At 45.9% G+C, this 25,548-nt stretch carries 11 protein-coding genes; 4 read left to right on the forward strand and 7 right to left on the reverse strand.

Annotated elements, in window-relative coordinates:
• The 3 genes from QUB06_RS25820 to ppsA all read right to left on the reverse strand — a co-directional run.
• The coding region (locus QUB06_RS25820) for a DUF4347 domain-containing protein (protein ID WP_333437711.1) at positions 1–3,416 on the reverse strand (3,416 nt) is incomplete at its 3' end.
• A gap of 1,303 nt (positions 3,417–4,719) precedes the next feature.
• Positions 4,720–5,040, reverse strand: coding sequence for a DUF6464 family protein (locus tag QUB06_RS25825; RefSeq protein WP_333437712.1), 321 nt, complete (start codon positions 5,038–5,040; stop codon positions 4,720–4,722).
• Positions 5,041–5,469: 429 nt separating this feature from the next.
• A complete protein-coding gene (gene ppsA, locus QUB06_RS25830; RefSeq protein ID WP_333437713.1) occupies positions 5,470–7,947 on the reverse strand; it encodes a phosphoenolpyruvate synthase in 2,478 nt (825 codons plus the stop codon).
• A gap of 274 nt (positions 7,948–8,221) precedes the next feature.
• On the opposite strand from ppsA, the gene QUB06_RS25835 reads away from it, so the two are divergent.
• From QUB06_RS25835 to QUB06_RS25845, 3 genes are all read left to right on the forward strand, one after another.
• Positions 8,222–8,353: a hypothetical protein gene (locus QUB06_RS25835; protein ID WP_333290107.1), complete on the forward strand. Its 132-nt coding sequence runs from the start codon at positions 8,222–8,224 to the stop codon at positions 8,351–8,353.
• Between the two features lie 391 nt (positions 8,354–8,744).
• On the forward strand, positions 8,745–15,239 hold the full coding sequence (locus QUB06_RS25840; RefSeq protein ID WP_333437714.1) for a PAS domain S-box protein: 6,495 nt from the start codon (positions 8,745–8,747) through the stop codon (positions 15,237–15,239).
• A 266-nt stretch (positions 15,240–15,505) separates the two neighbouring features.
• Positions 15,506–16,711 carry a hybrid sensor histidine kinase/response regulator gene (locus tag QUB06_RS25845; protein WP_333437715.1) on the forward strand — a complete coding sequence of 402 codons (1,206 nt, stop codon included), beginning with the start codon at positions 15,506–15,508 and terminating at the stop codon, positions 16,709–16,711.
• 334 nt (positions 16,712–17,045) lie between these two features.
• Here QUB06_RS25845 and QUB06_RS25850 read toward each other — a convergent pair whose 3' ends face one another.
• On the reverse strand, positions 17,046–17,198 hold the full coding sequence (locus QUB06_RS25850; RefSeq protein ID WP_333437716.1) for a hypothetical protein: 153 nt from the start codon (positions 17,196–17,198) through the stop codon (positions 17,046–17,048).
• Positions 17,199–17,397: 199 nt separating this feature from the next.
• Here QUB06_RS25850 and QUB06_RS25855 point away from each other — a divergent pair, with 199 nt between their 5' ends.
• Complete coding sequence (locus QUB06_RS25855; protein ID WP_333437717.1) at positions 17,398–22,548, forward strand: PAS domain S-box protein; 5,151 nt, start codon at positions 17,398–17,400, stop codon at positions 22,546–22,548.
• Between the two features lie 211 nt (positions 22,549–22,759).
• On the opposite strand, the gene QUB06_RS25860 is transcribed toward QUB06_RS25855, so the two are convergent.
• From QUB06_RS25860 to QUB06_RS25870, 3 genes are all read right to left on the reverse strand, one after another.
• Complete coding sequence (locus QUB06_RS25860; protein ID WP_333437718.1) at positions 22,760–24,424, reverse strand: diguanylate cyclase domain-containing protein; 1,665 nt, start codon at positions 24,422–24,424, stop codon at positions 22,760–22,762.
• A 132-nt stretch (positions 24,425–24,556) separates the two neighbouring features.
• Positions 24,557–25,009, reverse strand: a complete 453-nt coding sequence (locus QUB06_RS25865) for a response regulator (protein WP_333437719.1) — start codon at positions 25,007–25,009, stop codon at positions 24,557–24,559.
• Positions 25,006–25,176: a hypothetical protein gene (locus QUB06_RS25870; protein WP_333437720.1), complete on the reverse strand. Its 171-nt coding sequence runs from the start codon at positions 25,174–25,176 to the stop codon at positions 25,006–25,008. The genes QUB06_RS25865 and QUB06_RS25870 overlap by 4 nt, the downstream gene beginning before the upstream one ends.
• Positions 25,177–25,548: the final 372 nt, after the last annotated feature.

Consider the following 25,548-nt stretch of genomic DNA (forward strand, 5'->3'; position numbering starts at 1 on the left):
TAAAGTAGCGTGTCACCCACCTTGATGGTGGCCGGAGCCGTTTTTTGCGTGACAACATCGGCCACACCATCGATCGAAGTAACGACTCGCCCCCCCGCCTCACCAGGCACTGCCACTGTCGAGCCGTCGTTATTCGTCAAGTCCGGGTCAAAAGTGTCCGATCGACTCAACACAATATTCGTGATACTCGTCAGAGTCGGCGGCGGTACAAAAATCAGGGTGCGGGTGACGCTGCTGCCGCTGGCTAAACTCTCGATCGCTGGGAACTCGATCGCCCCTGTGGCAGCATTGTAGGTTCCGCCATCGGACACGCTGACATTAGTTAAGCCGGGAATCAGGCTGTCGGTGATGACTACGTTGGTCGCGGGACTCGGCCCGTTGTTGGTAGTAGTGATTGTATAAAGTAGCGTGTCACCCACCTTGATGGTGGCCGGAGCCGTTTTTTGCGTGACAACATCGGCCACACCATCGATCGAGGTAGTGACGGTGGCGTTGGGGTTTGTACCGTTGTTGTTGGCCGGAGTGGAGTCGGGAGTGATGGAGGTACTTCTTGCCGTGTTGCTGATGGAAGTTAGGGTGGGCGGTACTGTGAAGCCGATCGTCCGCGTGACTGTCTCCGCGTTGGCTATTGCCACGGGCGCGAAGGTGACAATGCCGGAGCGTGGATCGTAAACGCCACCGTTAGATGCCGTGACTCCCGTTAACCCCGGAACTATGCTGTCAGTGATGGTTACAGCTTCTGCAGGACTCGGCCCTAAATTGACTGTAGCGATCGTATAGCTGACCGAACTACCCGCCGTAGCACTCGTAGATCCGGTTTTAGTCGTTGCCAGATCCGCGTTGGGCGCAATACTTGTCGTAACCGTAGAGTTAGTGGGAGTGCCCTCTTTGTTGGTTGTCGAGCCGTTGTTGTTAGTGGCGATCGGATCGAAAGTCGCCGAGCTGCTCCGGGCCGTGTTGCTGATGTCGGTACGGGTGGCTGGGGCGATGAAACTGACGGTGTGGGTCGCAGTAGCCGCATTGGCCAGCACCGTCAGTGCTGGGAAGGTGACAATGCCCGAAACAGAGTCGTAACTCCCCCCATCCGATAGGCTGACTCCTGTTAAACCCGGAATAATGCTGTCGGTGATAGTCACATCGGCAGCGGGGTCTGGCCCCATGTTAGTCGTAGTCAATGTGTAGGCGACGCTTGACCCGGCCGAAGTAGTCACAGGGCCACTTTTGGTAGTAACTAAATCCGCCACTGTACCGACAACTGTGGTATAGACTACACCCGGCCCCTCGATTTGACCGGGCGCGAGTATACCGCTGTTGTTGCTGAGGTCGGGGTCGAAAGTCGAGCTAGTGCTGAATGCAACGTTCGCAAAACTGCTACCGCTGGTTAAACCTGACGGCAGATTAATTGTCAGGGTGTAAGTCAGAGTCTCACCCGCATTGAGAACCGGAATTAACGGCCAGGTGACTGCCTTCGTTTGGTTCACGTAAGTGCCGTTGTTGGAGGCAGTGAGAACCGGCGCCAATCCCCCCGGACCCAGCAGTTCAAAAGGTATTTCGTCTTGAATCAGGACATTTGTAGCAGGCGCTGGCCCCCTGTTTACAGTAGTAATCGTGTAGGTAATGCTGCTTCCGGGCTTGACGAACTGCGGGCCAGTCTTGATAGTGGCAACCTCAGCGGTGATACTGGGAGGATTGATAGTTTCAACTACCAGGTTTTGAAGTTCGTGAATGTTGTTGGCGGCTCCTGTGGAACTGCCAAAACCAAATTTGAAAATTGGCGGTACCCGACCGTTTTCGGTTGCCAAGTTGGGGATGTCGATCAATATAGTTTCGTAGATGTCATCGAAATTTTCATCGAAGGCAACCGTGAGGCGAGAGGGATTCACCGGATCGTTAGATGGATTGAGCGTAATTTGAACGGATCTTTTGGCTAAATTGCGATCGCTCGTGAACGTATTGCTGAAATTAAAACTCCGGCCGGCAACAGGCCCACTAAAGTCAATGCTCGTAGGAATGTTATCGATGCCGAAAGGAACGATCGCATTTGTTAAAAACTGATAACCGTTTGCTTGATTTCCTCTAACAGTTACTGAATCTGGCCTGAAAGAACCAATAGAAGAACCCGGAATCGCAGGCGGCTCAGGGCCAGAGCGCCCTTCTGTAGACGTTGAAAAATTGCCAAACTCATCAAACCCAATGCCTAAATAACCTCCCTGAATACCGGGTATACCCGTTCGTGGAGCGTAAGCCACAGAACCGCCATAACCCCCAGTCCTTGTTGGGCTAACAGTGCCGTCAATCAAGAAGAAACCCAGCCCGTCCCCTGGCTGAGGGCCAATATTGGGTTGCGGAGCCTCAAATTGCCCGCTTGAACCGTAAGAATAAAAATCAAACTGAACTCTGAGACCGTCCGTGGAAGGAATAGGGTTGTTGTAGATGACAAAGGCTTCCCGAAGGTTTACTGCAGGAGTTAATCGCAGAGCACCATCGCCGGGACTCGAACCGCCCAAACCCGGAAGTACGCCGGATACTGTGCCTCCCGTAATGCCGGGGATAAGTTGATTGGCTGCTGGAGTCCCGCTGCTCGGATTGAACAGTGCCCCGTCGTTTCCCCCGTAAATCCACGGCCCCCTAACTGTGGAGTTTTTGAAAGTTTCGTTAACTAATATGCCGAGGGCGTAAGGGTAGGCTTCGAGCACTTCTTTTTCAATGGCGATTCTCGCCTTTATTTCCCCAGTCGCAAATTTTAATTCCCAGTCGCCGCCGAGTGCCGCACTCCCCGTCAAGTTGTCGGAAGCTGCAATATCTGCACCGACGATCAAGCTCAGCCGCCGCACGAAGGCCTCGCCGCTTTCCCCCGCGGAGACGCTGCACCCGAATAACAAGATATCTCCTCTCTCGCTGAGGGCTTTTCCCCACTGCTGTAACAAATGGCTGTAGGTTTCTAAGTTGTCGTTGCAGAGTTCGATCGATCCTAGCTGCACGCCCCCTTCTCGACCGTGAGAAACTATCTGAAGGCTATCTAAATCGCTGCAAACCGCCAGAATTCTAGTAATTTGCTCGACTCCATCCCGTGTCGAGTCCAGTACAAATACCTCTGTATCGGCTGTTGCTCCTCTTGCCAAGCTGTCCCAGTTCTCTACTCTGGCATCGAGGAAAAGCACATTTTTTATAGTCCGAGAAGGCAACCACGGGGGGTTTGCCCCTACAGTCGATCGCAAAAATTCTCTGTGGGGATGCCCAATTCTCGTGCCGCCACGGAGTTTCGGGGACAGGAAACACTCCTTTGTTTTGACTTGTTTTATGGGTTTTTTCTGATGATAAGTTGCTGTTGTTCGGGAGTTTTCGCCCGCAATCCTTGCGGTGGAGTCACATATTTTTGGAGTGATAAAAATTGGTTTGTTGCAGATGCTTTGCATGGTCAAATTGGCTCACGGATTGTAGATGATGTACCCACTTCAAGATGATAATTATCACCTATTGAGAATGTTTAATTGCAGAGTAAGAGGCTCTGCAGCTTGACTTGGATCAAGAGCAAAAAGCGAATTTTACTCAGCACAAAGCAGTGCTATATTGATATTTGATAGCATTGCAAAATCGCCGGCAGAAGCGCTGATAATTGGGGGTTTAAATCCCAAGAACCTGTCTATCGGGTGATATTTTGCCTTCGGCTTTTTTCTTTTCTGTTAGCGAGTGTATCTGTTACACGCCTGTCTCTTACATCGCGCAGTAGATAATAACACGAGTTCTCAAAAATTTACTTGATGAGGTTTTCTGTAGATCGTCTAATGCACTTTAATTTCCCGATAAAATTCACTATCTCTGGACGCATAAACCGGGTTTGATGAACCAAAAGACTTGGTTGCAGCCTTCGCTCCCGGTAAAAAACTCGGTTTCTTTGGTTTGGGTGTGCAAGCCCTATTCACAATAGCAACTAGACATTAATTAGGGAGTGATAGCCGTCACATAATTATGTCGGCCGTGCCCGAAGTGTCATTCAACTGATATCTTTTACCATTCTCAATAATCCTTCTATGGGCGGACTCTCCTGCCCAGCCCATAAGAAAATGCACTTGTTGTGGAACAGGGCAGAAAGCCTATTCTTGAAAATGGTGCAACATATGAGATTCAATTGAAATCGGCATACCCTGTATCGACGAAGCGTCTTAAAAATTCCTGACTTGGAGTCGGGAGATAGCAATCTAGGTTTGAGACTGTTTCGCTACGATCGCAAAAACAGATTAGTGCCTCCCACAAGCAACTTCCCAAACTGTCAACGAGCGAGTCTTCGAGCTGGTTTCTGTTTAAGATAAATGCTCGGGACAATGTTTCGTGCAGAATTTTTCATGATGTTTTGGAGAAACGGATTTGGAGATTTGCTCCTGTGCTACTTACGATTTTTGTTGGCTAATTTTCTTAACTGCAGGAGTTACGCCCAGGAGACTAGAAACCCAATTTATGCCTAGATTTCTCGCCATCCAACCAAAATTCATCATCTAAACTTCGTTTATGATCGTAAGTCCTCAACTAGAAAAACACCGAACGCAATTCCCCTGTTATGGCAACTGTAACCAAGCAATAATGCTCGATTAGGTTTTAATTGCTGAGTTTGGGCGTGGATCGTCCCAAACAAGCTTCACCAATAATCATTACACGTAAGTACATACTAACTCATTGATTACTACATCCGCAAATAGACGTAGATACAAGCACCAATATAAGCTATATCCTTTCACCACGAGCGTCAAGAGTTCTGGCTTGGTAGTACCGACAACCTTGACAGGGCCCAGAAGGATTGACAGCGCAGCGAATGTAATTAGAGCGGGCATTATACTCGCAAGTGATATCGCCGATCGAATAACCGAGGCTTTGTATGTAAGTGCGATCGGCAGTTGCTAGTTGAGTTCGCAGGGATCTATTGGCTACCGCAAGTCTGGCCGCTGCAATTCTGTCGCGGGCTTGGCTCTGGGCAGAGCGCATCACCCACAAAGACAGCAGCGAGGGAGCTAAACCTATGAAAATAATCAGGAGAGCAGTTAGCACATTTTCAGAGATTATGTGGAGAATATGTTTTTTGATTTAGGCCATCGGCAACAAAAAATCCTCCCCAAGAAGACGGTTTTAAATAAGAAAAGTTCCCGATCGAGTCTCAAACTAGGCCGCCCCTGTGTTAAGCGTTAGCTGGCGGGTGAGGAGGGCGATGATCGCGCGCCGCGCCAGGGTTAAACAAAGCCAGAAACGCAGATATGATGTGATATTATGTCAGGTCAATTACCAGCAATCAAATAGGTTTGTAGTGACGAATGCAAGTCCTGATAAAAAGCAGAGGACTTGGATTCATCACTACAAACGCAAGAGCGGTTATTTTACAGGACTAGATATGAGAAACCGCGTAGAGTTCAAAAACAACCAAGTCAGAACATGGGGCAGCTATTGTTGGAGAAACCCGGTTGCTTTCAAAAACCAAAACGGTTAAACCTTAGCAACATCCCCCGCTAAATCCATCAACGAACCCGCACCCTCCACCTTAGCAACATCTAACAAAGTCTTCAAAACCGAATCGGGATTCAAACTAATCGAATCAATTCCCAACTCAACCAAGAAACGAGCAAACTCAGGATAATCGCTGGGCGCTTGGCCGCAAATCCCAATCTTGCGATCGTACTTCTTGGCGGCTTTAATGGCAATTGCTACCATTCGCTTGACAGCTTCATTCCGTTCGTCAAAAATGTGTGCGACTAAAGCAGAATCCCGGTCTAATCCTAATGTTAGCTGAGTTAAATCGTTAGAGCCGATCGAGAATCCGTCAAAAACTTGGGCAAATTCGTCAGCAAATATGACATTGCTCGGCAATTCGCACATCACATACACTTGCAAGCCGTTCTCGCCCTTAACTAAACCGTGTTTTGCCATCTCGGCTAACACTTTTCGGCCTTCCTCTGGGGTGCGGCAAAATGGAATCATCGGAATCACATTTGTCAAGCCCATTTCGTCGCGAACTCGCTTCAATGCTTTGCATTCCAAAGCGTAAGCTTCGCGGTAATTTGGGTCGTAATACCGAGAGGCGCCGCGCCACCCGATCATCGGGTTTTCTTCCTTGGGTTCAAACTGCCGCCCTCCCAAAAGATTAGCATATTCGTTGCTCTTGAAATCGCTCATCCGCACGATAACTGGATTTGGATAAAATGCGGCGGCAATTGTGGCAATTCCGTGGGCTAGTTTGTCGGTGAAGAAATCGGGTTTGTGTTGGTAAAGTGCTGTCAGGTTGGCAATTTCTTCTTTGACTGATTCATCTACCAATTCGTCAAAGTGAATCAGTGCCAGGGGGTGTGCTTTAATGTGATTGGCAATGATGAATTCCAACCGCGCTAAGCCTACGCCGTCGCAAGGAATGGCTGATAAACCAAAGGCTTCTTCTGGGTTCCCGACATTCATTAAAATTTGAGTGCGGGTGCGGGGTAAATTCTCGATCGCAGTTTCTTGAATTTCAAAAGGAAGCAAACCGGAATAAACTTTGCCTTCATCTCCTTCCGAACAAGAAACAGTGATTTCTTGCCCGTTTTTCAAGAGTTGGGTGGCATCGCCGGTGCCGACAATGGCGGGAATTCCCATTTCTCTGGCGATGATGGCGGCGTGACAAGTGCGGCCGCCGGAATTGGTGACGATCGCACTTGCTTTTTTCATAATCGGTTCCCAATCCGGGTCGGTTTTGTTCGTAACTAAAACTTCTCCTGATTGAAATTCAGCAATTCTGTGAACGTCTAAAATCACGCGGGCTTTGCCTTGTCCGATTGATTCGCCAACGGCGCGTCCTTTTGCTAAAACTGCACTGCTGCCTTGCAATTTGTAGTTTCGCAAAACTTTAGCAGACTTTTGAGATTGTACTGTTTCGGGTCGCGCTTGGACAATAAACAATTCGCCCGTATTGCCGTCTTTTGCCCACTCAATGTCCATCGGGGTATAAGTCCCGCGCACTTTAGAGTAGTGTTCTTCGATGACTACGGCCCATTTTGCTAGTTGCAGAATTTCATCATCTTGGATGGCAAATTTATTTTTTTCGGCGGCGATCACGGAGACGTTTTTGGTGTATTTAGAACCGCCGATATCGTACACCATTTTGAGTGTTTTGCTGCCGAGTCGTTTCTCTAAAATTGGGCGAAAACCTTGTTTTAAGGTTGGTTTAAAGACGAAGTATTCGTCGGGGTTGACGGTTCCTTGGACGACGTTTTCGCCTAATCCGTAGGCGGCTGTGACTAATACGGCGTTTTTGAATCCGGTTTCGGTGTCGATGCTGAACATGACGCCGGAGGATGCTAAGTCCGATCGCACCATTTTTTGGACGCCGACTGATAGGGCGACTTCAAAGTGGTCGAAACCCCGCTGTTGGCGGTAGGAAATCGCGCGATCTGTGAATATGGAAGCAAAGCATTTGTGACAGCATTCGAGGACACCAGCGCAAGCTTGGACGTTGAGGTAGGTTTCTTGCTGTCCGGCGAAACTGGCGTCTGGTAAGTCTTCGGCGGTGGCGGAGGAACGCACTGCTACGTCTGTACTGTCGCCATAGCGATCGCACAATTTTTCGTAAGCATCCGCGATCGCCGCTTGGAGTTCTCGCGGAAAGGGTGTGTCGAGAATCAGTGCCCGCGCTTGCTTGCCTTTTTGTCGCAGGTTCTGCAGATCTTCTACGTCTAAATCGGCAAAAATTTCGCGCAATTTAGCTTCTAAACCCGCTGACTGGATGAAGTATCGGTAAGCGTGTGCTGTAGTTGCAAATCCGTTGGGAACTCTGACTCCTTGGGCGGTTAACTGTTGAATCATTTCGCCCAAAGAAGCATTTTTACCGCCTACTAATGGGATGTCGGCGATGCCGACTTCATCAAACAACAATACTAAGGCTTTTTCTTTGGGAATTAAACCGGGTTTTTGTTCAATTGCTAAATTGTCGAGCATTGCTTTTTTCCTCTCAACTTCAGCTCATTTCGGTCAAAGTTTCGGTCAAAGTACAGTAAACAAAAGACAGTTTATTGGGAATTTTAATTTGGTTACAAAAATTCTCAATTTTTTTTCTAGGCTGTATCAACCGATTTTTCGATTGCCTCTATTTCAACATTATCACTTTTTTGCTAAATAGCAAGGCCTCTGGAGATATTTTATTAGATTGCAAAAAGTAAACAAATCGCAGTAATGAGTTTATGTAAGGTATTATAAAAAAAGTGGTAAAAATATGGATAGCGAAGATAGTTCCCACCGCTTTTTGGGCGTGGAGCGCTCATTGGTGTGGGGATATGGCTCGGATTGTGTTGGTAGCGGAATCCAAGGGCAACAAAGGGTGGGGTTCGATCGCGCGATCGGCTGACCCCGCGCAAAAACGGATACTTACTTTCCGACAGGAGTCGTGAGTCGGCAAAAATTTTAGACTAAGGTTCGACCTTCCCGATTCATCTGTGGAATCAATCTAAAATCTCAAATCTAAAATCTCAAATCTAAAATTGACTGACCGGGGCGCTAGCCCAAAAAAACACAACACCAAGCAGCTTAGTTTCCTCCTGAAACCGAGAGCCTAAAAACCGTAAAATTTTTGCCTCTGATTGCGTGGATCTACTTAGAGCAAAAAAACAGTCGCATAGAGTGGATTGTAATTGTTGAACCACAGAGTTTTTAACTGGGAGTGGCGGGATTTGGGGCGAGGCAATTATTTATATGCTATAATAGTTTGCTACACTGCCTTATGACAAAAAACAAGGTATATGATATCAGTTTTGAGCCCAGGCGCAAAGCGAAACGGCTTTAAAGTTCTTCTCGTCGAAGACAATCAAGCCGAAGCCGATCTTATCGAAGAATTATTATTAGAAACAAATATCAGCCGAGCCGAGCCTCAAAGGCTTTCAGTAAGCTGTACAGACCGTCTCAGCAAAGCGCAACAACTTTTGGTCTGCGAACATTTTGATGTGATTTTACTAGACCTTTCGCTGCCCGACAGCCAAGACTTAAATACAATTGTCAAAATACAAGAATATAGCCTAAATACTCCGATTGTCGTACTGACGGGCCGCAACGATGAAGAACTTGCCGTGCAGTCAATCCAAGCCGGAGCTCAAGATTATCTAGTCAAGCGAAAAATTGACAGCGAAGTGTTGATTAGATCGCTTCGCTACGCAGTCGAGCGACAGCACAACCAAGAAGCTTTGCGAAAAAGCGAAGAAAAATATCGCTCGGTAGTCGAGAATTCTCTAGTCGGAATTGCCATTCTTGCTCCTGGGAGTTACCCCTCAGCACCCGAAAAATGCGAGTGGTTGGAAGTAAACGATGCTTTGTGTGATTTGCTGGGATACGAGCGCCAAGATTTTTTGCACGAGAATTGCCAGAGGTGGGTTTTTCCTGAAGACTTGCAGGCGAGTTTAGAGCAGTTAAAAAAAATTTTTGCAGGGGAGAGCGAAGGCTATGTTTTAGACCAAAGGTGGCGCCGAAAAGACGGAAAAACAGTTTATACTAGAGTTTCCCTGCGCTGTATTCGCGCCGTGGACGGCTCGATCGACCACCTGATTAAAGTAGTCTTGGATGTGAGCGATCGCTACCGTTACGAAGCTCAATTAAAAGCATCAGAAGAGTTTTTAAATCACACGATTAATTCTACTCCTGACCCGATTTTTGTCAAAGATGATCAGCACAAATGGATCGTATTAAACGATGCTTTTTGCAATTTGATAGGAAAAAGGCGATCGGAACTGATTGGCAAGTCAGGATACGATTTTTTGCCCCCAGCACAAGCGGCTTTTTTTTGGCAACAAGACGAGGAAGTATTGCAAAGAAGTCTTTCTCAGGAAACAGAAGAAAATTTTACAGATGGCTGCGGCAAAGAACGCATTATATCTACAAAAAGAACAGTTTTTAACAACGCCGATGGTCGTCAAATGTTGGTCGGCACAATGCGAGATGTGACCGAATACAAACGCCAGCAGATAGCGTTGCAGGAAAGCGAAGCTCGATTTCAAATAATGACCGACAACGTGCCGGGAATGATCTATCAATATCGGCTTTATGTAGATGGTAAAACATCTTTTACTTACGTTTCTTCCGGCAGTTGGCAGATATACAATTTAAAGCCAGAACAAATAGAAGAAAATGCCGCTTTGGCTTTTGCAACAGTTCACCCAGACGACATCTCAGACTTGCAGCTATCGATGGCAACTTCAGCGGCGACTCAGCAAGCTTGGCAACACCAGTGGCGGCAAGTTATGGGAGATCGAGTGAAATGGCTGCAAGGCGCGTCGAAGCCAGAAAAGCAAGCCAACGGCGATATAGTTTGGGACGGTTTGGTGATGGATGTTACCGAATTGAAACAAACCCAGCAAGACCGCGATCGATTTTTTAATCTCTCGCTGGATTTACTTTGCATTGCAGGTTTTGATGGCTATTTCAAACGCTTAAACCCCGCTTGGTCAAATGTATTGGGTTATAGCAGTGATGAAATCTTAGCCAAACCTTTGATAGAATTCGTCCATCCACAAGACCGAGAAATTACTGTAGCGGAATTAGAAAAACTTAAAAAAAGCCACCCCGTTATTAGCTTAGAAAACCGCTATCTTTGCCAAGATGGTACTTATAAATGGCTGTCGTGGACAGCATCGCCGTTTGCAGAAGAAGGTTTGATTTATGCAGTGGCTCGCGACGTTACATTTAGCAAGCAAGCTGAAGCTGAATTGCGTAAGAGCGCAGCCACCAACCGCGCTCTTTTAAATGCGATACCAGACATGATATTTCGCTGTCGGGCAGACGGCACTTTTGTAGACTTCAAACCGGCTAAAGATTTCGAGAATATCCTACCACAAAAATCACTAATCGGCAAAAAAGCACAAGACATATTACCGGCTGCTTTTGCTGACACAATCTTGTCGGGTCATCAACAAGCGATCGACACTGGCGAGATTCAAGTCGTAGAATATCAAATGCCAGTTAAGGGTGAACTGTACGATTTTGAAGCGAGAATTGTCTTCTGCACAGAGGACGAAATTATCGCGATCGTCCGCGACATCACCAATCGCAAACGTTTTGAGTCAAAACTCCACAGGCAAGCAGCGGCAATGGCCCAAGCTTCCGAAGGTATCGCCATATTCAGTGCCGACCAAGAGGTGATTTATTGCAACGCAGCACGACTAAAAATCTACGGTTACGACTCTCTCGAAGAAATCTTAGGTAAAAGTTGGAAAATCTTCTATCAAGGTGCAGAACTGCAAAGGTTCGAGCAAGAAGTCCTGCCGACTTTAGTGAAGAAAGGTTCTTACAGCACCGAAGCAGTAGGATGCCGTCGCGACCGCTCGGAAGTCCCTATAGATGTCTCGCTGACAATGCTGCCCGACGGAGAAATTATTTGCATTGTTCGCGATATTTCCCAAAGAAAAAAAACACAAGCAGCACTGCGAGAGAGCCAGCGATTCATTCAACAAATTGCTGGGGCCAGTCCTAATATTTTGTATGTTTGTGACTTAATTGAAAAAAAAAATATCTATGCAAATGCTTCTATCTACCACATTCTTGGCTATACAGTAGAGGAGATTCAGGCAATGGGGCCGTGGATGATGTCAACTTTAATCCACCCCGAAAATTCAATCAAAATGCCTGATTATTTACAGCAAGTCGAAACAGGCAGCGAAGGGGATATCTTTGAAATTGAATACAGAATTAGGCACAAGGATGGTTCTTGGCGCTGGATGGTTAGCCGAGATACTGTATTTGCGAAAACAGCAGACGGTAAGTTAAAACAAATTCTCGGCACGGCAACTGATATTACAGAAAGCAAGCAAGCAGAAGATGAAATAAAGCTGTTGCTGGCAGCAACTCAAGCCATTAGTCAGTCGGCTGATTTTCACAGCGCCCTCCCAGAGATTCTGCGGTTGCTGTGCAATGCGATCGGCTGGGATTTTGCGGAAGCTTGGATACCGACTGCTAACGGTACTTTTTTGGAACACAGCGAAACTTGGTACGCTAGCGATCGCGATTTAGATAGGTTCGGCCGCCAAAGTAAAAAAATTAGATTCGCCGCCGGAGTGGCAGTACCTGGACGGATTTGGTCAACCAGAAATGTAGAATGGATTGAAGATATTTCTCTAGCCAAAAATCATCTTTTTGCCCGATCGCAAATGGCGAAATCAGTCGGATTGAAAGCTTGTTTCGGAGTGCCAATTCACGCTAGTTCAAAGGTGCTGGCAGTTTTAGTATTCTGCAAGCGCGATCGCTCGATTATGGAACCGCGTATAGTAGAGTTGGTCAAGGCTGTAGCGACTCAGTTGGGCGATCATATTCAGCGCAAACAAGCCGAAGAAGAATTGCGTAAAAGTGAAGAACGCTGGCAGTTAGTTCTCAAAGGCAATCAAGACGGAATTTGGGATCTGAATCTTCAAACAAATGAAGCTTTTCGATCGGCCCGCTGGCAAGAAATTATCGGTTACACAGACGGCGAAATCGACAGCCGCAACACCGCATGGATCGAGCGCATCCATCCAGACGATCGCTCACGAGTGCAAGCAGCGATCCAAGGTTATCTCGATCGGCAAACCCCCCATTACGCCGCCGAATACCGCTTGCAGTGCAAAGACGGTAGCTATAAGTGGGTGCTCGCCCGCGCTCAAGCAGTGTGGGACGAAGCCGGAAACCCTATGCGGATGGTGGGTTCGATGACGGATATCAGCGATCGCAAAGCAGCAGAATTAGCTTTACGGCAGGTCACTCAAGCCGTCGAAAGTACCAGCGACGCCATCGCGATCGCCGACTTGAATGGGCGGTCTATTTACCACAATCAAGCCTTCATTCAGCGCTACGGCTACACGGTGGAAGAACTCAATGATCTTGGCGATAAGGCCGCGCTTTATGTCCGGCCTAAAAATTACAAACAAATCTATAAAAGCCTTCGCCAAGGTCGCTCTTGGTGTGGCGAACTTTCACTGCAAACTAAGAGCTGCGAAGCAGTAACTGCTCTGGTGCGAGCGGACAGTATTCAAGATATTAATGGGAATTACATCGGCTTAATTGCAGTAATTACCGACATCACAAAACGCAAAGAATCTGAAGTAATTTTGCGCCAAAATTTAAAGCGCGAACAGTTGGCAGTAGCTATGCTGGAACGCATTAGGTCTTCTCTAAATTTAGCAGAAATTCTTACCAAAAGTGTCGAAGAAGTGCGACATTTTTTGCAAGTAGATCGCACAGTTATTTACCAATTTAATCCCGATTGGAGCGGGTTTATCGCTGTAGAGTCGGTTGCCGAAAATTTCCGACCAATTGTAGGAACGGAAATTTATGACCCCTGTTTTGGGGCAGCCTACGTTCATCTTTACCAAGACGGCAGAATTAGAGCCATAGAAGATGTTTACAATGCCGGTCTGGCCGAGTGCCACTTGGCTTTGTTGACTCGGCTCGATGTGAGAGCGAATCTGGTAGTGCCGATTTTGCAAGGCGAAAACTTGTGGGGGCTGTTAATTGCCCACCACTGCACGGGCCCGCGTCCCTGGCAACAATTGGAGGGAGAGTGCCTAAAACAATTGGGGGTGCAGTTGGCGATCGCCATTCAGCAATCGACGCTATTTGAACAAGCACAAACCGAAATTGCCGATCGCAAACTTGCAGAAGCCGCCCTGCAATTAGCTAAAGAAGCCGCCGAATCCGCCAACCGCGCTAAAAGCGACTTTCTCGCCAACATGAGCCACGAATTGCGGACGCCTTTGAACGGGATTTTGGGATACATTCAACTGCTCAAAGTCGATAAAAATTTGACCGCAGATCAGCAGGAAAGTCTTAACAACATTCACCAGTGCGGCAACCACCTGCTGATGCTGATTAATGATGTTTTAGACCTCTCAAAAATCGAAGCGAGTAAAATGGACTTGTCACTGACAAATGTGCATTTTTCCAGTTTTGTTAAAAGTATTATTGATTTGTTCCAGATGCGCTCGGCTCAAAAAGGAATTGCCTTTAATTACGAACAGGTTTCAGCGCTTCCCGATGGCATTTTGGCCGACGAAAAAAGGTTGCGTCAAGTTTTGATTAATTTGCTCAGCAATGCCGTTAAGTTTACGAACCGCGGCAGCGTTACATTCAAAGTCGGTTATGCAGAAAATTTCCCCGATAATTATCCTCAAACCAACTGCGAAAATTCTAGTTTGACAGCGGAAATTGCCACTCAAACGATAAATTTGACCGTGAATTTAGACGCGCAGCCAATGTCGAACCCGCCGCTGGAAACAACAGAAGCGCCCGAGGTGATAACAGCAGAAAATATCGGCGATCGTGCCCCTACGCCTAAAATTCGCTTTCAAATCGAAGATACCGGCATTGGCATCGGGCAGAATAAATTAGAAGAAATATTTTTGCCTTTTCATCAAGTGGGCGATCAGAACAATTTCGTCGAAGGTACCGGCCTGGGACTTTCCATCAGCCAAAAATTAGCCAAAATGATGGGCAGCCAAATTCGCGTCCAAAGTACCTCCGGCAAAGGCAGCATATTTTGGTTGGATCTAGACTTGCCCGCAGTCGCCCAGTGTTCTGAACACCCCTCCCGGCAAGAAAAAAGGCGGCTTGTTGGTTTTACCGGCCCCCAGCGGAAAGTGCTAATCGTGGACGATCACGAAGTAAATCGCGCCATGTTGCACAGGCTGCTTGTTCATTTAGGCTTTGAAATTGCAGAAGCTACAGACGGCGAAGACGGCTTGCACAAAGCACAGGAATTTCTACCGGATCTAATTTTAATGGATTTGCTGATGCCCGTAATGGACGGTTGGGAAGCTACCAGGCGGCTGCGACAGTTGCCGGAATTAAAAGATACGGTTATCCTTGCTTTGTCCGCTAACGTTTACGAGACTAGCAGGCAACAGAGCATACTTGCAGGTTGCGATAATTTTCTCACCAAGCCGATTCAAACTAACGAGCTTTTAGAATTATTGCGCCTGCATTTGAGACTAGAATGGGTTTACGAAGAACGAGCGCAAACCAAAAAGCGGACAGATCAAACTGCAAAAGCATCTTCTGAGATTGCTGCTGCTGACTCAACGATGGTGTCTCCGGCGTCAGAGTCAGTCTTGGCGTTGTTAAGATTGGCTGCAATGGGCGATATTGAAGCTATTCTGGAAGAAACTGCTAAACTCGAACATTCTGACCCGACATTAGTGCCTTTCGTTCATCACCTGCGCCAACTTGCTAAAGGATTTCAGCTCAAGCAAATTCGAGATTTTTTGAAGCAACATTTGTCCTAAAATTGACGGTAGCTAACAGACAACTCAAAATCAGTTAAATCTCAGATCTTGCACCATTGTCAGCAACCGACTTTCCGGCCTGTTCCACAGAGACTGAATTTCTGGTGGGGTGGGCAGGAGATCCCGCCCACAAAAGAAAAAAGTGATTGCAAATAAAGGCATCTATGAAGCAACCGGATTTCTAGAGCCGCAGAAAATCACTTGAATCCCATTTAAACTCACAAACCACAAATCAAAACTAAAAAATTTGAATATTTCCCTTGAATATGAACGATAAGAATTCCGAAAGAAGCATCATACAAATTGTCGATGACAACCAAACAAATCTTGACGTACTTTTCGAGTTGTTAAGGAATTACGGGTTTAAAGTATTAGTGGCTCTAGACGGCGAAAGTGCGATCGAGCAAATTGACTACATCCATCCAGACTTGATTCTTTTGGATATCATGATGCCAGGAATTGACGGTTTTGAAACTTGCCGACGTTTGAAAGCAGACCCGTCAACGCAAGATATTCCCATCATATTCATGAGCGCCCTTTCCGATACCCCTGATAAAGTAAAAGGCTTTCAGACAGGAGCCGTTGATTACATCACTAAGCCTTTCCAACACGAAGAAGTTTTGAGCCGGATTCAAACCCACTTGACAATCCGCAGCTTGCAAAAAAAACTCGAAGAAAAAAACCTCGAACTGGCCCACCTCAACCAAAACCTGGAAAAACTTGTTGAACAAAAAACCAAGCAATTAATAAACCAGGAAAAAACAGCCATCATCGGACGTTTGACTCAGGGCATGGTTCACAATCTCAAAAGTCCGCTGCAAGTGATCCAGACTAGCGTCGATTTGATTGAAACAAAAGCCACACAAATTCAAGAAGATTCTCTGTTTAATTATACCAAGTATATTTTTCAAGCAGTCACAAAAATCAATCAGATCATGGATACTCTGATGATGAAAAGCCGAAACGAGCAAAAGCAAGATTTGCACCCGGTGAATATCAACGATTTAGTGCAGAGAGAAATTCAGCTATTGGAAGGCAACCTGTATTTTAAAAATAAAATTAGAAAAAAATACTTTTATGACGAAGAAATTACCAGCATTCCATTAATTTATTCCTATCTTTCTCAAGTATTTTATAATTTAATCAATAATGCAATGGATGCTATGTGGGAAAAGAAAAGCCGAGAAATAACTATCGTGACTCGGCAAGACGACTCGAACATATACATGGATATTGCAGATACGGGCTGCGGCATATCATCTGAAGATTTGTCAAAAATTTTTGACCCTTTTTACACCTCCAAACCACCTAAAGGCGAGGAAAAAACCGAAGGGGAACCGACAGGAACAGGTCTAGGACTTTATACTTGTATTGAACTTTTAAAACCTTTTAACGGTGAGATTGCTATTAGCAGCAATGTCGGTCAAGGCAGCGTGTTTACAGTTGTGCTGCCCAAACCTCAGAAAAATTGAGCGACTCAACCGAGTTAAATTGTGTCCGGTTAGACAACCGTAATTAAGTTGGTAATTAGGTTTGTAGCAAGGAATGCAAGTCTTGGTTCCTCGATCGAGAGAGGACTTGCATTGCTCAATACAAACAGGCGCTAATTGCGGGCAATTTACGAGACACAATCGAGCGAACGCATTTTGTAAATCAACGGTAATTCTCGTAGCTTCGTAGTAATACCATTTTGGAAAAATAATGCAACTTTAGGCAAGCTTTAAACGGCAATTTATAATCTCAAGTTTCACAGGCTATCAGCAATGCAAATCCTGATTACTCCGCGCTCTTTTGACTTGCCTCTTGCTATTCCCCTGCCAAAGGTTGTAAATTAAAATAGAGTTGAGTTGCAATATTGGTAAGAAAATGAGAGTTTTGGGCGACTAGGTTTGGGGCGAGGCGGAAAACTTGCAGCGAACAACTCAATTCTACAAATAAATCTGCGCGGTCTGCAAGCACACAGCGCACTCTCAAGGGTGCGGTTCAAGTTCCCCAATCATCAGCTAGGTAGCTGCATCCGCTGCTGAGATTTTTTTATAATTACTAAAAAATAGCAAAAGGATAGCAGTAAAAAAAATGCCACTCTACGCAAGAACCAAACAGCGATAGTCATCAGTCATTCCCAATCTCCCATCTCAAATCTAAAATATAAAATGGTATGACCTCTGTGTTTGAGTCAACTTTAACGCCTGGTTTAAAAATTCTTTTAGTAGAAGACTGTGCAGAAGATGCAGAACTCATTCAAGAACTGCTGTCTGAGGGCCAACTAGGACTATCAATTGATGTCACCAATGTAGTCCGCCTCCGGGAAGCGATAGAAATTTTAAGCGATAAAATTTTTGATGTAATTTTATTAGATCTTTCACTTCCTGACAGCCGAAAATTTAATACTTTTTTCCGACTGCAAGATTGCGGTATAAATATTCCGATCGTCATTCTGACAGCCGCAGATGACGAAGAACTGGCTGTCGAGTTAATTGCCGCCGGCGCCCAAGATTATTTGGTGAAGAGACAGGTAGACAGCCGGCTGCTGGTGCGGACGCTTAGGTGCGCGATCGCCCGCCAGAAACGGCAAGCAGAATGGCAAAAAAGTCAAGAAAAATACCAGCAGGTTGTTGACAATATCAAAGAAGTAGTTTTTGAAACAAATACTGCGGGCAATTGGACTTTTCTCAATCCAGCTTGGACAGAAATTACCGGATTTACCGTTGATGAAAGCTTAGGAACTTCCTGTTTGAGTTACATTCATTCTGACGATCAATACCAATATTTAAATTCGTTTAGAGGTCGGAGAAAAGGGAGCATCTCACTTTTGCAGCAAAGCTCGAAATTGGAATTAGGAGTCAGGAGTCAGGAGCCAGGAGAAAAGAGTCAGAAGGAAGAAGAAAGAAGTGTTTTTGCAAATATGAGATGCTCCCGGAGAAAAAATCAAGAAACATCCTGCTGCTATCAACTTCGATATCTTACCAAAAATGGCGAAATTCGCTGGGTGGAAGTGCAAGAATTTTTGATGTTTGGCGGGGACGGCGAAGCACAGGGGACGACAGGAACTATCCACGATATTACTGATAAAATTTTAGCACTCTCCGAACTGGAAGCTAGTAAAAAGTTTTTGAATTATACGATAGATGCACTGGCTGACCCCATTTTTGTCAAGAACGAACAGCACCGCTGGATACTGTTAAATGATGCTTTTTGCAAGCTGCTCGGCAAGCAGCGCGAGGAACTGCTGGGCAAGTCGGATTACGACTTTTTCCCAAAACAAGAAGCTGAGATTTTTTGGCAGAATGACGAACAAGTGTTTAGGACGGGGGAAGAAAACGAGAGCGAGGAAATATTTACGGACGGCAGCGGTGCAAATCACATTTTGTCTACTAAAAAAACTGTATTTGAAAATAGCGAGGGCAGTAAAATTCTTGTCGGGATAATTCGAGATATCACTCAGGAGAGGTGCCAACAATTAGCGCAGCAAGAAAGCGAGGCTAGACTGCGGCAGCTTGCTGCCAATTTGCCGGGAATAATTTATCAATTTCGCCTCTCAACCGACGGCAAAAAAAGTTTTCCTTACATTTCTTCTGGCAGTAGCGATTTATTTGAATTGACACCAGAAAAGATTCAGCATAATCCCCAACTACTTTTTAGTTTTCTTCATCCCGATGACCGTCAAAAATTTGAAGAATCTCTTGCTGTTTCTGCGGCAAATATGCAGCCCTGGCAGCAGGAATGGCGCGCGATTGTACCGTCTGGAAAACTTAAGTGGATGCAAGGGGTTTCGTCGAAACCGGAACGAGTTGATTGTCCGACTGAAATAGGGCCGGAAGGGGATATAGTTTGGGAAGGAATGGTGCTGGATATTACTGATTTAAAACAGGCAGAAGCAGCTTTGCGGGAGAGCGAAGCCAGGTTTCGATCGCTCGTTGAGAATATCCCCGGCGCTATCTGTCGCAGTTTGTACGATGCTGAGTGGACGATGGTATTTATTAGCGATGAAATTGAGGTAATTAGTGGCTATCCTGCAGGGGATTTTATTGGCAACAACCCCTTGAGTTTTGCGACCATTGTCCACGAGGCAGACAAGGAAATGGTCGATCGACAAATCAGCGCAGCAGTAGAGTCGAAACAGCCGTACAATCTAGAATACCGGATTGTCCGCGATGACGGGGCGGTGCGGTGGATGTCGGAAAGAGGTAGGCCAACTTACAATCTAGAAGGGCTGGTTTTGTGGCTCGACAGAGCGATTTTTGACATTACCGATCGCAAACAAGCCGAAATGACTCTGTGCCTGGTAACTCAAGCTGTAGACAGCGCTAGTGATGCGATCGCGATCGCAGATTTGGATGGTTATTCCGTTTATCACAATCAAGCATTTATTCAGCGCTACGGCTATACAGTTGAGGAACTAAATAATGCCGGCGGCCCAGCAGTAATGTACCCCAAATCTCAAGATTTGAGAAAATTATTTAGGGTGCTGCGAAAAGGTTTTTCCTGGGAATCTGAAATTGAAATTAAGAGTCAAAATGGCGATATTATAGAAACTTTTTTGCGAGCTAACTGCATTAAAGATAGCGCTAGTCAACCGATAGGAATGATAGCCATAATTGCCGACCTCACAGAAATAAAACGCACCGAATCGGCATTAAAACTCAGTCAAGAGCGATTGCAGTTGGCGGTTTCAGGCAGCTCTTTGGGGCTGTGGGATTGGAATATAGCTACTGGCGAAACTTATTTCGACTTTCATTGGAAATCAATGCTTGGCTACGTAGAAACCGAAATTGAAAACAACCTCAAAGGTTGGGAAAGTTTGCTGCATCCCGAAGACCGACGGAAGGTAATGGAAGCTTTAAATTCCTATTTTGAAGGTGAGACTGATATCTATGAATTTGAATTTCGGATGCTCAACAAAGCGGGCAATTGGCAGTGGATTCTGGCTATGGGCAAGGTAGTCGAGTACGACGAATGGGGTGCGCCGTTGCGGATGACAGGCACTCACAAAGATATCAGCGCCCGCGTTGCAGCAGAAGCCGAAAAAACGCAGTTGATCGCATCTCTGCAACTACTTGCCGAACAGTTGCAAGCAGCGCAAAAAATAGCCCGCATCGGCAATTGGGAATTCGATAGGGAGGCAGGAGTTATTACTTGGTCGGAAGAACTGTTTCGAGTTTACGGTCGAGAATTAAAGCGACCGCCGACAATGGAAGAACTTTTAGAGCAAATTCATCCCGATGACAAAGAAAGGTTTACAGAAGTTGTGCGAAAGGCAGTGACTGAAGGCATAGCTTACGACATCGACCACCGCATCTGTTTTCCATCAGGAGAAATTAGGCACGTTAATGCTAAAGGACAATCTGTTAAAAATGAGTTGGGTCAGGTGGTGCGGATGTTTGGCACGGCAATGGACATTACCCATCGCAAAAAAGCCGAAACTGCTTTGCAAGAAAGCGAACAGCGATTTCGAGCTGTATTTGAACAAGCGGCGATAGGCATTGTTAAAGTGTGGCCTGACGGTCAATTTTTGAAGGCAAATCAAGGCTTTTGCAATATTGTGGGATACTCAGAATTGGAGCTAAAATCGCGTAATGTTGGGGATATTTCTCACCCCCAAGATGTAGCAGCAGATGTCGAGTCGCGCGACCGACTGTTAGCTGGGGAAATTTTTAATTATTCCATTGAGAAACGCTTTATTCGCAAAGACAGTTCATTTGTTTGGACTAATATGACTGTATCTTTAGTGCGGGATGGGTTTGGGGAACCTAGCTATGTAATTGGTGTGATTGAAGATATTAGCTCTCGCAAACTTGCCGAGGCTATCTTGCGCCAGCAATTAAAGCGAGAACGCTTGGTGGTAAAGATGCTGGAACGCATTCGCTCTTCTCTCAATTTAAAAGAAATCTTGACAAAAGCTGTTGCTGAAGTACGGCAATTTTTGCAAACAGACAGGACAATAATTTATCGCTTTAATCCCGATAGGAGCGGTTTTGTAACTGTCGAGTCGGTGGGCGAAAAGTGGCGATCGATTCAGGGACTAACTATTAACGATCCCTGCTTTGAATACAGCTATGCTTCTGCTTACGAACACGGTCGCGCTGTACCTGTAGATGATATTTACAAAGCTGGTCTTTCCAAGTGCTACATTAATTTATTAAGTCAATTTCAGGTGCGAGCTAATTTGGTAGTGCCGATTTTGCAAGGCGAGAAGTTGTGGGGGCTATTGATTGCCCACGAGTGCGCGGGCCCCCGCCACTGGCGGGAAATTGAGGTCGAGTGTCTCAAACAAATTAGCGTGCAGTTGGCGATCGCGATCCAGCAATCAATGCTGTTTGAGCAAGCACAAAGTGAAATTGCCGATCGCAAACAAGCCGAGTCAGCTTTGCAGGAATCGGAAGCGCGAGAACGTTCAAAAGCGCTAGAGTTAGAAGCAGCTATTAACAAACTCAGAACCACTCAAGCTCAGCTCGTTCAAAATGAAAAAATGGTGAGTTTGGGTCAGTTAGTTGCTGGTGTTGCTCACGAAATTAATAACCCCGTTAGCTTTATTCACGGCAATCTCAGTCCGGCTCGCAATTACACTTTTGATTTGCTGGAATTGATTAAAGTTTACCAGCATTACTGTCCTAATCCTCCAGCCCCAGTCTTGGATAAAATTGATGAAATAGACTTGGATTATATTGTTGAGGATTTCCCGAAATTGTTTAATTCGATGCAAGTAGGAACCGAGCGAATTGTCGAGATTGTGAAATCGTTGCGTAATTTTTCCCGATTGGACGAGTCCGCAGGGAAGTCGGTCAACATTCACGAGGGAATTGATAGCACTTTGATGATTTTGCAAAATCGGTTAAAATCTCACAGCAGTCCCGGAGAAATTCTGATAGTTAAAGATTACCAACTATTGCCACAAATTGAATGTTTTCCTGGTGAGTTGAATCAGGTATTTATGAATATTTTAATTAATGCGATCGATGCTTTGGAAGAACGGGACAAGCAGCGTTCGATCGAGGAGTGCGCTCGACATCCCAGCACGATCGCTATTCGCAGTTATCAGGCGGCTGCGGGCTTCGTAGCGGTATCTATTGCGGACAACGGGGGGGGGATACCGGAGTCAGTGCGATCGAGGCTGTTTGACCCGTTTTTCACGACTAAACCTGTGGGCAAGGGTACGGGTTTGGGATTGTCGATTTCTCACTCGATTATAGTCGATCGGCACGGTGGCAGATTGAGCTGTATTTCGACACCGGGAGAGGGAGCGGAGTTTTTGATTGAAATTCCAGTGCGACCGAATTTAACTGGTAGGAATTCAAATTTGGGGCAATAAATTAGCAATTTGTAATTGGAAATTGGGAAGCGGCAATGGGGTAATATCTCACATCTTGCACGAGTCTCAAGAACGATATTACAAATTACCAATTATATCAAATCCGTTAGCATCGGAATAGTAAATTCGAGTTCACTGTTGACTGTTGACAGTGAACAGTCAACAGTCAACATCATTCCGGTGTAACCGGAAATGATATTACCTTCAACTTTTACATAAAAATCGGGGCCGATTCCGAGTTATTGCTAGCGTGACAAATACGATTTTTTCCTTCGGTTTTGGCTTGATAAAGGGCGCTGTCAGCGCTGCGAATTAGGGTGTTGGGAGATTCCTGGGCAGAAGGAATCGCTGTCGCAATGCCGCAACTGAGGGTAACGTAGGGACCGATCGACGATCGCGCGTGGGGCAGTTTCAAGCTGGCGATGCCGTCGCAAATTTTCCGGGCGACAGCGTTTGCCCCTTCGGCGCTGGTGTTGGGCAGCACTAGGGCAAATTCTTCGCCACCGTAGCGGGCAGTCAAATCCCCAGCCCGGTTGGTGGCTGTGGCGATCGCCCCGGCAACTTGGCGCAAACAATCGTCCCCGCCGAGGTGCCCATAAAACTCGTTGTAAAGTTTAAAAAAGTCGATGTCAAACATAATTAAAGACAGCGGCAGTTCCTCTCTTGCCAATCTGCGCCACTCTAATCTCAAAACGCGATCGAACTGGCGGCGATTGGCAATGCCAGTCAGTCCGTCAGTAGTTGCCAGTTGCTGCAATTTTTGATTGGCTATTGCTAGCTGGCGGTAAAGTTGAGATTGTTCGATCGCGATCGCCACTTGATTTGCTAAGTGCTGTAAAAAATCTATTTCCCACTGTTGCCATTCCCTGACACCGCTGCAATTGTATGCTGTCAACATTCCCCACAAACTATTGCGATTTTCTGCGATCATCGAATCCGGCAAATTTTTACCCTGCGCCTGCGGTTTGCCACTCGCCTCGTGCCAGATATAACTTTCCGCTGCATCTTGATTTTTCTCGACTTCCCAAACAGTGGCTTCTTGTGTTTCTTTTGCCGTTTCCCAGTCGCCTGATTGCCAAATTGGTACGCTTATAACTGCTGCAATTTCACAATCTGTCAACAATTCTTTGCAACTGCCAGCCAAGGGGGCAGTGCTGACATCTGCTATTGCTTGTACCGACTGGGATTCGACTAAAACAAAGCATGACACCGCCAAAGCAGCACTAATATTTTGGTTTTCAATATAACCTTCTGGCAAGCCGTCACCTGCGACGATCGCACCTTTTTGCTCTTCCCCGTCCAATTGAGACACCCAATCCTGACAGCGATAAATTAAAACGCGGTCTGTTTGGAGAAATTGGCGCACTTCTGCAACGGTACTTTGGAGAATGCTTGCCGGATCTATTGACGATCGAATATGTTCGATCATTTTGCCCAACAGCCGCTGTCGCAGAGCCTGCTGCCGCAATTGTTCTTCGATTTGCTGGCGTTCGATCGCGTAATGGATTGCGCGCACCAGCAGAGTTCTGTGAAATCTTCCCTTTACCAAACAATCTTGAGCGCCCCAGCGCAATACTGACCGGGCTATATTTTCATCGCTGATATCTGTCAGCACCACAATTGGCAATGTGGGCCATCGCCCTTTCAAAACTGCGATCGCCTCGCTTCCCCTCAAGCTGTCTGACACTGACAAATCTAATAGTACGGCGTCAAACTTGTCTAGTTCCAGACGCCCAACTCCTATCTCCAGAGACTTAACAGTTTGGAGGAGAAATAGAGACTCGCTGAATGACCCTAGAAGGTCTTCGATCATTGTCGGAGCTCCGAGGTCATCCTCAACCAACAAAATTTTCAGACATTGGTGACGTGTTAACACAACTATAGCGTTCGGAGCGGGTCGAAGGCAACTTTTTGGTTTTGAGAGCGATACTTGCTTGCGATCGGCCAATATTTCTGCTTATCAAATTGACTCTAGAGTCAAACTATCGATTTAGCCCTCAATTAAAGCTTACATATCCGGCGGGAGTGAAACGACTTCAAACCAATACTCACATAAAGTCTTCATTACTTCAAGCAATCCTTCAAAAGTGACTGGTTTGGATATGAAAGAATTGGCTCCCAAGCGGTAGCAAAGCAAGATATCACCGCGGCGGTGGGAAGTTGTGAGCATTACAACCGGAATTTGTTGCAAATGGGGGTCTGATCTGATCGAAGTTAGTGTTTCGCGCCCGTCCAGCCTCGGCATATTCAGATCCAAAAGTATCAAGTCTGGCTGGTGCCAATTGCTGCTAGCAACATATTGACCGCGACGGTACAAGTAGTCTAGCACTTGTTCTCCATTTTCCACAAATTCGCTCGTAATTGCTAATCGAACTTCTCGCAGTGCTTCCTCCATCAAAAAGCGCGTATCCTCGTCATCGTTTGCTATTAAAAGAGTAAATTTTTTCTTTTTATAATTCACCGTTTTGCCTCACTACGAACGTCTTTTGTGAGGTTGCAGGACTTTGAGCCGTGTCTGAGTACCTGCACAGCATCTGTTGCCATCATCCGGTAAATCTGGCTGATAACACTGAATTTGTGTTGCAGCAATTTACCGTTTTCCTTGATTTGCATAGGTTTGCGAATCATGCTTGTTTCACTTGGCAGTATGTCCGAAAATCGGCAAACTGCAAAGACATTACAAAGGCTTGTCCGCGAACTACTAGGGAAACTACTGCATCCCAAAGCAAGATGCTCTGGATAAAGTTGAAAAAAACTAACAAGTCTTGCGCGCACCGCTGATTTATAATTTGTATAAGGAGAGAGCTAATAGATTTATATTGATAGATTTTTAGCTCGATGTCATCAGTGAATATGCTACACTTTATCAAAAAAATTGTAAAGACAACATAAAGATATTTAAAGCTTAAGTAAAGGACGGGTGACAATCAAGCAATTTGGTGACAAGCCCCCGGATTCATCCGTGGAGCGAGAAAAAAGCTCCGAATCCTCATCACAAGC

This window comes from Microcoleus sp. D2_18a_D3 (assembly GCF_036702455.1).
Lineage (GTDB): Bacteria > Cyanobacteriota > Cyanobacteriia > Cyanobacteriales > Microcoleaceae > Microcoleus.